Origin of the sequence: Pseudoalteromonas sp. Angola-7 (assembly GCF_028599255.1) — a bacterium.
GTDB lineage: Bacteria > Pseudomonadota > Gammaproteobacteria > Enterobacterales > Alteromonadaceae > Pseudoalteromonas > Pseudoalteromonas atlantica.
Map to the genome: position 1 here is coordinate 76,297 of NZ_JAQREL010000020.1, position 7,559 is coordinate 83,855.

The window sequence follows — 7,559 nt, forward strand, 5'->3', positions numbered from 1 at the left end:
TTTACTTAAGGCTTCCTTAAGTTTTTATAGTATAGCCATTATTAAGTTTATCATCAGGATTTCTTAAGTTTCGATTTTTAGTATTGCTGCAATTTTTAAAGACGAGTACAACTATGTCAGCAAATACTTCCGTTTTAAAACCCTTGTTACGTTTTACACTTATATTGTTATCAATCTTTATAACTTCCCGAATTGGGCTATTGATATGGCAACATTCAAGATTAAATGATGGTGATATTTGGCCAGTCATTTCAGGTGCTATCAAAATAGACTTAAGTAGCGTTGGATACTTAGCAACTATTGGAGTGCTGATATTGATGCTGCATGTAATTGCACGCTCTAAAACAAAGCTATTCCAGCGCATGTTTTCGCTTTACGGTAGCATTATTGCGACTGTTGTTGTTATTTTAGAAACATCAACAGCTGCATTCATCACTCAATATGATGTAAGGCCTAACCGGTTATATATTGAATATCTTGATTACCCACAAGAAGTATTCTCGATGCTAATTCATGGTCACCTTTTAGCAATGCTAAGTACATTACTTGTGGCGACAATAACAAGTATTTACAGCTATCGCCTTTTATATAGAGCATTCACAAAACCACAAGTACAGCCACTGAAAAAAGTAGCTAATTTATCTATTCTTATGGCTGTTTTAATGCTTTGTTTCCTTGCTGCCAGAGGTACATTGAGCCACCGGCCGCTTAACCCTGCATTAGTCTATTTTTCTCAAGATTCACTAGTAAATTCACTTGTTCTTAACTCCACTTACAGTGTTGCGTTTGCGCTGAAAAACATGGGTAACGAAAAAAGTGCTAGCAATTTGTATGGCACAATGCCTCATCAGCAAGTTATAGATATAGTCAAAAAGGCTTCTTATCGTAAGCAGTTTGTCACCGGAAATATTCCGACCTTGGCACATAACAAACCTTTTGTGTCTGGAGTTAAAAAAAACTTAGTAATTATACTTGAGGAAAGTTTAGGTGCCCGATTTGTTGGACAACTTGGTGGGTTAGGTATAACTCCTGAACTTGATGAGCTATATCAACAAGGGTGGGGGTTTGACAACCTTTATGCTACGGGAACGCGCTCCGTGAGAGGTATTGAAGCAATTACCACTGGCTTTATGCCATCTCCATCTCGCTCGGTAGTTAAACTATCTAAATCCCAGCATAACTTTTTTTCATTAGCTGATGTATTGAGTCAACAAGGTTATATTACCCAATTTATCTACGGCGGTGAAAGTCATTTTGACAATATGAAAAGCTTTTTCCTAGGAAACGGATTTAACGATATTGTTGACATCAACCACATTGAAAACCCTCAGTTTATCTCATCTTGGGGCGCGAGTGATGAGGACTTATTCCAACAAGCAGATAAGGAACTGACTAAACTAAGTAATGCGGCAGTGCCATTTTTTAGTCTTGTATTTACTTCGAGCAATCACGATCCATTTGACATCCCACAAGGTAAGGTATCGCTACCTGAAGGGTATAGCCCTGAAAACTATAAACGTGATCTTGCAATTAAGTATGCAGATTACGCACTAGGGAAGTTTATAAATAAAGCAAAAACACAATCGTACTGGAAAAACACCGTATTTTTGGTTGTGGCAGACCATGATGTGCGTGTTTTTGGCTCTGAGCCCGTCCCTTTAAAGTCTTTTCACATACCTGCGGTTATTTTAAACAGCGATATGAAGGCTAAACGCGACTCAAGACTTGTTAGTCAAATTGACCTACCTGTTACTTTGTTGTCACTTTTAGGAGTTGACCAAGCAACTCCAATGGTGGGCTTTGATCTCACCAAAAATTATCCAGTTGAACGCGCGATGATGCAGTACTACGACAATTTTGCATACCTAGAAAATGATCGCGCTGTCATCCTAACGCCAAATCAACAAACTAGCTATTGGCGCTATAACAAAAAAACCAAAATACAAAAAAGAAATAAACCGCAAAACGCAGATAAAACGTTAGCTGAAAAAGCACTCGCTCATGTGCTATTTAGCAACTTAGCTTACACAGAGCAGCTTTATCGTTTAGCTGATAAAAATAGCGATAAGGAATAATTATGAAAAATGCTTTTCAAATTTTTAACATTTCGTCTTGGCATGTAAGTTATAGTCATTTTGTTTGCTTAGTTTCGATGTATATCGTTATCGTATTTAATGGCTTGTTTTTATACAACACCTTTATTGCTGCAACACAGCCAGGCCATATAAATTGGCTTTTTATCACGTCTATTCCTTTATTGCTTTTCTCATTGACTATTTTAGTTTTGAGTTGGCTGTCCTTAGTTACTTTTGTTAAACCCGTACTTTTATTTAGCGTTTTACTTTGCTCATTATTGTTTTATTCAACACTTAATTATGGCGTTATTTTTGACAAAAGCATGTTACAAAATATTGTTGAGACAAACTCAGGTGAAGCATTTTCATATTTAAATTTTCAGCTTGTAATATTTGTAGTTTTATTAGGAATTGTACCTACTTACTTATTTTCCAAGTTCATAATTATTGGTAGTTTTAGAGTACGTTTAAAGAGCTTTGTGAAGCTAAATCTATTTGCTTTGCTTTGTTGTGCTTTAATAGCAGCAACCTTTTATAAAGAGTACGCTTCTGTAGGGCGTAATAACCGACAGCTTACAAGCTATATCACCCCGTTTGCTTTTTATACAGCGGGTTATAAATATTTGAGAGATAATTACTTTTACCCCCCACTACCTTTTAAGGTACTTGATAATTTACCAGCTTTAGAAAATAAAACGACCACCTCGCTAACAGTAATGGTTGTAGGCGAAACTGCTCGGGCTGCTAACTTTTCACTGCAAGGCTATAGTAGAGCAACGAATGCTTATACCTCTAAGCTGGGCGTGAAATATTTTAGTGATGTTTCATCATGTGGAACGGCAACGGCTATCTCCGTGCCCTGTATGTTTTCACGGCTTAATCGCAAAGAATATGATTCTCGCCTTGCTAATAGTCAAGAAAATGTCCTAGACATTATCCAGCGTAGTGGTGTTGAAGTGACATGGATTGATAATAATAGCAGCTGTAAAGGAGTGTGTGCTCGCGTCAAATCAGAAAACATTGAGCCGAACAAAAAGCACTCGCTCTGTGACGGTGATTACTGTTTTGATGAAATATTAGTCTCGAAATTCAAAGACAGAATAGCTAAAAGTAACGTTAAGCATAAATTGATTATTCTACATATGATAGGTTCACATGGGCCAACTTATTATCGTCGTTACCCTGAACACGCAAGTTTGTTTAAACCTGACTGCGATCGAAGCGATATTCAGAACTGTACTACAACAGAGCTAACAAACACATATGATAACACTATTGCATACACAGACAGGATATTGAGCGAATTAATAAAAGTATTACAAGAAAGTAACGAAACGGAAAAATCACTCTTGTATGTGTCAGATCACGGTGAGTCACTTGGTGAAAAAGGCTTATACCTTCATGGGTTTCCTTATGCATTAGCACCAACCGAGCAAACTCATATCCCAATGATTTTTTGGAGTAATAAACTTACTGACTCTGAATTCAATCGCTGTGTTGAGTTGCAACACTCAAAAACATTTTCACACGACAATATTTTTGACACTTTGCTTGGATTAACTCATGTAAATAGCAACCAGTACCAACCTATATACGATATTTTTAACGCCTGTAAGGCCGAAGCCTACAATGAGGGGATTCCCAATGCAGTTTGATAATGTAAATAAGCCGTCAGGTATTAATCGAGTATTTTTAGCTTTTAAAAATTCACAGCGTGCATTTAAATGGCTTGCCAAAAATGAAGCTGCTTTTAAACAAGAGCTTTTATTACTTGCTTTATCGCTAACTATTATTTCTATTTGGCAGATAGGTATTTACGAAAAGGTCATGCTCCTAATCTCTGTTTTGTTTGTGATATTCGCAGAGATTGTTAATACAGCAATAGAAGCAACAATAGACAGAGTTGGCTTAGAAATTCATCCATTGTCTGGTCTCGCTAAAGATTTAGGCTCCGCAGCAGTACTAATTGCGCTATTGATATGTTCAGTCGTCTGGGTTGCTGTATTTATAAACTATATTGGTTATTTTTAAAATTTATCCAATCTCAATGACCGCTGATCGCTCAAATAAGGCCCCGAAAAATGGCTCATATAGCTATCTAGGTTAACGCTTTCAAAAAACAGAAGTATATTTCCGATAACTACCTTTGAATTCCTATAAACGGAAGTTTGCTTCCGAAATATAGCAATATTGGGTTAGAAACCGGAAGTTTACTTCCGTTTTGTACTTTAAGTTTATAAACCGGTGTTTAATGAAAGCTGGGAAGTCTAGAGGTACAAGCAAACATTGGGTTATTAAATTTAATAATTAGCTTTTAGCTAAATTTAGAAAAACTTTAAAGCTGGTAGTTTGATTATTTGAACTGGCCTCTATATTTCCACCGTTTGCTTGCGCTAGAGCTTTAACTATTGCAAGCCCTAAACCAGCTCCATCGCTGTGTCGTTGGCGCGATTTATCGGGTCGATAAAAGCGGTCAAATAAATAAGGTAAATGCTCAGAAGGTATTCTCTCCCCAGTATTAATCACTGAAATACATATTTTTTCAGCGGTAAATATTTCACTATTTACTGTGATTGATGAGCCTTTTGGGGCATACCTTATTGCATTGGATAGGAGGTTTGATAATAATTGGCGAAAGTGTAATTTGTCACAATAAAAACAAAGGTTTTGACCTTTTTTCTTAAATGTAATCAATGAGTCTTCAGCCAAAGCATCAAAGTACTCAAATAATGCTTCAATTTCATCATGGCTTTTTAGGGTATTTTGAACGGGTTTAACCAGTCCATTCTGAGTTTTTGCAAGCCAAAGCATATCACTAACCATCTTAGTTAGTCGTTCCAGCTCTTCTAGATTAGAAAACAATAATTCTTGATACTCTAACAACTGTCTTTTTTTAGATAAACCAACCTGTGTTTGAGTGATTATATTTGTTAGTGGAGTACGTAACTCATGCGCAATATCACTAGAGAAATTTGATAAACGAATAAATTCACCTTGGAGCCTGTCGAGCATCGAGTTAAACGACTGCACCATATTAACAAGCTCAATAGGCACTTTATTTTCATCAAGCCTTACATCCATCTTATTAGTTTGGATGTCATGCATTTTCTGACTCAAACCTCGTAAAGGGTTTAATCCTTGATGTATAGCAAACCAAGCCACCAATAAAATGAGTACCGCAGAGCCAAACATAATAGCCCAAAGACTTTGTTGAAATTGATTGAGAAAGTGTAAATGAAAGCTCATGTCTATCGCTGTAGTAATTTTGTATTGCTGTTGCCCAGTACTTAAATTACTCACCAGAGCTCGGTAGGTGTGGGTATCATTTTGCCATGAGGTAATGTTGTTACGGTTAAAGCCAGCTGAAGCATTAGCACTCATTACAAAATCACTAAAATCTCGTTCAGAACTTTGAAAAATGAGCTCTCCTTTTGCGGTATTTACCTGATAGTAAACACCGTGATGACCCGCTACAGCGTTAGATAATTCATTTTTAAGTTTCAGGTTTGATTTATACTGTTGTCTTAAAACTAATTCAATAGATTGATTAATAACATGCAGTTCACTACTATCTTGCTGGAAAAAATGATGTTTTATCGAACTATTTATTAAGGTGGCAACTAAAGTTAAGCACGCAATAACGGTTACAGCGACAAACAACACAACACGCATCGTAAGTGATAAAGGCCGTGACTTAATAGCCATCAGTTTCAACCTCTAATTTATAGCCCATACCACGAACCGTATGAATTAATTTAACAGTAAAGTCATCATCAACTTTTGCTCTTAGCCTACGAATGGCAACATCAATCACATTGGTGTCGCTATCAAAATTCATATCCCATACTTGAGAAGCAATTAACGAACGTGGCAGTACTTCACCTTCGCGCCGTAACAATAGTTCAAGTAAGCTAAACTCTTTATTACTCAATAAAATACGCTTGCCTGCACGTTGTATTTTTCGCTTTGGAATATCCATTTCTAAATCAGCAACTATCAGTATATCGTCAACTGTTTGTACTACACCACGGCGAATAAGAGTGCGTACTCTTGCTAAAACTTCAGCAAAAGCAAAAGGCTTTATTAAATAGTCATCAGCACCAAGTTCGAGCCCCTTTACTCTATCGTCTATACTATCGCGAGCAGATAAAAATAGTACTGGGGTTTTGTTATCTGCTTCACGTAGCGACTGTAAAATTTTCCAACCGGATACGTCAGGTAACATGACATCAAGTATTATTACATCAAATAAGTCGGTCATTGCTAGGTGATGACCGTCAAGTCCATTGCGCGCCAAAGAAACCTGAAAACCAGCTTCACTTAGTCCCTGTTTTAAATAATCTCCTGTCTTTGATTCATCTTCAACAACTAATAAGCGCATACAATTCCTTCATTAAAGTCCTAACAACTACCTCTGCAAATATTATGCAGTATCTGTCACTACAGCAACATGACACCAACATTACAACTTTGTAATGTTCGCGTCATGTTTAAGACAGGTCTATTTTCTATACTCAATACATATTCTGGTATGAAGGAGTAAGGAAATGGGGTTTAAAAAGTCATCACAACAGGTTAGCACACCACGAAGACGATTTGTTCAAGGCTTAATTGCAGGAGGTGTACTTGCTGCTTTTCCGAGTGTATTACATGCTGCATCATCTTTAGTAGCAGGAACAATAACAGGCACTGTGCCCGAACTTAGCGGCAAAGTAATTGATCTGGTTATAGATGAATCGCCGGTTAACTTTACTGGCGTAGTACGTATGGCGACAACTATCAATGGCTCTATACCCGCCCCCACCTTGCGCCTCAAAGAAGGCGATGACGTTACTATTAGAGTAACAAATAAGTTATCAGTACCGAGTTCAATTCATTGGCATGGCATTATTTTACCGTATCAAATGGATGGCGTACCTGGTATCAGTTTTAAAGGCATTATGCCTGGCGAAACCTTTGTTTATAAATTTAAATTACAACAAAGCGGTACATATTGGTATCACTCACATAGTGGCTTTCAAGAAATGACTGGCATGTACGGTGCATTAATTATTGAACCGCGAGAAAAAGATATTATTAGTGCAGATAACGAGCATGTTATTCAATTATCTGATTGGACTGATGATGACCCAATGGCGCTGTTCCGCAAATTAAAAATACAGAGTGATGTATTTAACTTCAATCAGCCCACTGTTCCAGAATTTTTTGATGACGTTTCAAATAGCGGTGTTTCGAATGCTTTGCAACGCCGCAAAATGTGGAATCAAATGAGAATGAATCCTACAGATTTAGCTGACTTATCTGCATCAGCAATGACCTTTTTAATGAACGGTAGTACGCCAATGTCAAATTGGCGAGGAATGTTTAAAGTTGGAGAAAAAGTAAGACTTAGGTTTATTAATGGCTCAAGCAATACTTTTTTTGACGTTCGTATTCCCGAACTAAAACTAACAGTTGTACAAGCTGATGGGCAAAACGTTGAAC

General features: G+C 37.1%; 6 protein-coding genes. 4 read left to right on the forward strand and 2 right to left on the reverse strand.

All coding sequences use genetic code 11. The annotated features are described in order from the left end of the window. Nucleotides 1-113 precede the first annotated feature (113 nt). Genes PSH50_RS19695 through PSH50_RS19705 form a run of 3 tightly spaced genes read left to right on the forward strand, consistent with a single transcriptional unit; the run spans nt 114 to nt 4,106 of the window. Nucleotides 114-2,075, forward strand: coding sequence for an LTA synthase family protein (locus PSH50_RS19695; RefSeq protein ID WP_273609988.1), 1,962 nt, complete (start codon nt 114-116; stop codon nt 2,073-2,075). 2 nt (nt 2,076-2,077) lie between these two features. Next, nucleotides 2,078-3,730: a phosphoethanolamine transferase gene (locus PSH50_RS19700; RefSeq protein WP_273609989.1), complete on the forward strand. Its 1,653-nt coding sequence runs from the start codon at nt 2,078-2,080 to the stop codon at nt 3,728-3,730. Continuing rightward, the gene (locus PSH50_RS19705; protein WP_024032690.1) at nt 3,720-4,106 is read left to right on the forward strand and encodes a diacylglycerol kinase; all 387 of its coding nucleotides are present in this window, start codon (nt 3,720-3,722) and stop codon (nt 4,104-4,106) included. The genes PSH50_RS19700 and PSH50_RS19705 overlap by 11 nt, the downstream gene beginning before the upstream one ends. A 276-nt stretch (nt 4,107-4,382) precedes the next feature. Here the strand turns inward: PSH50_RS19705 and PSH50_RS19710 are convergent, their stop codons facing one another. Together PSH50_RS19710 and PSH50_RS19715 are read right to left on the reverse strand one after the other, a co-directional pair. Then, entirely contained in the window at nt 4,383-5,780 is a 1,398-nt protein-coding gene (locus PSH50_RS19710; RefSeq protein ID WP_064387016.1) for a heavy metal sensor histidine kinase, read from the reverse strand. Continuing rightward, nucleotides 5,770-6,456 (reverse strand): heavy metal response regulator transcription factor, encoded by a 687-nt coding sequence (locus PSH50_RS19715; RefSeq protein WP_004588805.1) that lies wholly within the window; start codon nt 6,454-6,456, stop codon nt 5,770-5,772. Before PSH50_RS19715 ends, PSH50_RS19710 begins: the two co-directional genes overlap by 11 nt. 166 nt (nt 6,457-6,622) lie before the next feature. Here PSH50_RS19715 and PSH50_RS19720 point away from each other — a divergent pair. Further along, on the forward strand, nt 6,623-7,559 hold a 937-nt coding region (locus tag PSH50_RS19720; RefSeq protein ID WP_273609990.1), incomplete at its 3' end, for a multicopper oxidase domain-containing protein.

Coding starts and splice junctions, on each gene's coding strand:
- PSH50_RS19710 (WP_064387016.1), bottom strand. CDS start 5,780: ATGGCTATTAAGTCACGGCCTTTATCACTTACGATGCGTGTTGTGTTG.
- PSH50_RS19695 (WP_273609988.1), top strand. CDS start 114: ATGTCAGCAAATACTTCCGTTTTAAAACCCTTGTTACGTTTTACACTT.
- PSH50_RS19700 (WP_273609989.1), top strand. CDS start 2,078: ATGAAAAATGCTTTTCAAATTTTTAACATTTCGTCTTGGCATGTAAGT.
- PSH50_RS19715 (WP_004588805.1), bottom strand. CDS start 6,456: ATGCGCTTATTAGTTGTTGAAGATGAATCAAAGACAGGAGATTATTTA.
- PSH50_RS19705 (WP_024032690.1), top strand. CDS start 3,720: ATGCAGTTTGATAATGTAAATAAGCCGTCAGGTATTAATCGAGTATTT.